Source organism: Arthrobacter sp. H41, from assembly GCF_000520535.1.
Taxonomy (GTDB): domain Bacteria; phylum Actinomycetota; class Actinomycetes; order Actinomycetales; family Micrococcaceae; genus Arthrobacter_D.
In genome coordinates this window covers 6,094-7,784 of the sequence record NZ_KI914799.1, presented here as the reverse complement: position 1 = coordinate 7,784, position 1,691 = coordinate 6,094, and the positions used below count along the sequence as shown (strand labels likewise).

At 69.7% G+C, this 1,691-nt stretch carries 1 protein-coding gene and 1 pseudogene; both read right to left on the bottom strand.

Annotation, left to right across the window (positions count from 1 at the left end; all coding sequences use genetic code 11):
- Positions 1 to 172: pseudogene (locus Y705_RS22340) on the bottom strand (polyprenyl synthetase family protein); the annotation flags it as partial.
- 42 nt (positions 173 to 214) lie between these two features.
- Positions 215 to 1,531, bottom strand: a complete 1,317-nt coding sequence (locus tag Y705_RS0110085) for a geranylgeranyl reductase family protein (protein ID WP_026532763.1) — start codon at positions 1,529 to 1,531, stop codon at positions 215 to 217.
- Between the last annotated feature and the right edge of the window lie 160 nt (positions 1,532 to 1,691).

Genomic DNA, 1,691 nt, shown 5'->3' with positions numbered 1-1,691 from the left:
CGAGCGGGTCGGAATTCGAGATCGCACCGAGCAACTGCTTCTCGACCTCGGCGAGACAGGAAGCCACGGCCGGACCGAGCTCGGGATCCTCCGCGATCAGCGCGAAGCCGGGTGGCAGGCTCGAGGACTCGTCAGGCTCCCCGGCGGTGTCCAGCGCACGGTCGGCGCCCACGCCGGCCCAGCCGGAGGAAAAGGATTTCGTCACCGTATAAGACTAACCACGGAGCACGGCAGTTTGCGCACGCAGAGCGGCCGTGACGGAGGGCTGGTTGGTGGTGGGCGGAACCAGCGCCTCGAGCAGATGGATGACGCGGTCCTCGAAGCCGCGCCCACCGGTGTCGGTGAGGTTCGCCAGCATGCGCACCACGAAGCGCATCAGCACGGGAACCGGCATGCCGGTGCGCAGCGCCAGCGACAGGATGGCGGGCTTTCCGATGAGGCGGGCGAAGATGCTGCCCAGGGTGAAGTGGCTTCCCCACTGCGCACGGATATAGGGCGCATACCCCGAAAGCACCTGGTCCCGTCCCAGTGGGGAACGCACGCGTTGCGACCGCTCGATGAACTCGGCGGCGTAGCGGGCCGACTCCATCGCATAGGAGATGCCCTCGCCGTTGAACGGGGACACCATGCCGCCGGCGTCGCCGAGCAGCAGGAGTCCCGGACTGTAGTGCGGTGTCCGGTTGAAGCCCATGGGCAGGGCGGCCCCACGGATCTCGCCCACCTGGTTCTCGGGCGTAAAGCCCCACTCGGACGGCATGCCGGCGGTCCAGTCGCGCAGCACCTGCTTGTAGTCCAGCTTGCCGAACTCGGCCGAGGAATTCAGGATGCCGAGCCCCACATTGGAGGTTCCGTCGCCCACACCGAACACCCAGCCGTACCCCGGCAGCGGACGCCCGGTGGCATCCGGAAGTTCGAGCCAGCCCTCCATCCAGTCGTCGTCGTGCCGTGGGCTCGTGAAATAGGTGCGCACCGCGACGCCGAGGGGACGGTCGTCCCGCTTGGCCATCCCGAGGCTCACCGCGGTCCGGGTGGAGTTGCCGTCGGCGGCCAGCACGACGTCGGCGCTAAAAGTGCGTGACTCGCCGGTCTTCCGCCCGTCGGCGTCCAGCAGGTTCACCGAGACACCCGTGACGCGGCCGGCGTCGTTGCGCACCGCAGCGGAAACGGCATGCCCCTCGAGGATGAGCGCACCGGCCTGCTGGGCGTGACGTGCAAGGGCTTCGTCGAACCCGAGGCGGGTGCGCACCAGCCCGTAGTCGGGGAAGTCGCTGAGTTCGGGCCACGGCACCTCGACCGTCCGCGTGCCGGCCTTGAGGCGGAGGCCCCTGTTGCGGCGCCAGCCGTCGGTTTCATCGTGCGGCAGCCCCAGGAGCTGGATTTCGCGGACGGCGCGGGGGGTGAGGCCGTCTCCGCAGACCTTCTCGCGCGGGAAGCGCGTCTTCTCGAGCACCGTCACCTCGATGCCCGCGCTGGCCAGATAGAAAGCGGCGGTGGACCCTGCGGGGCCGGCGCCGATGATGAGGACCGACATTCAGTTCGCCGCCCGCGTGCTGCGCCTGCGCAGCCGCGCCGAACTGCTCGCCGCGGCAGGCCTGGCGGCGCCCGATGCCGCTCCCGGTTTGACGGCCCGGTGCACCGCGACGATGCCCCCGTTGAGGTTGCGGTACGCCACGTCGGTCCAGCCGCTGCGC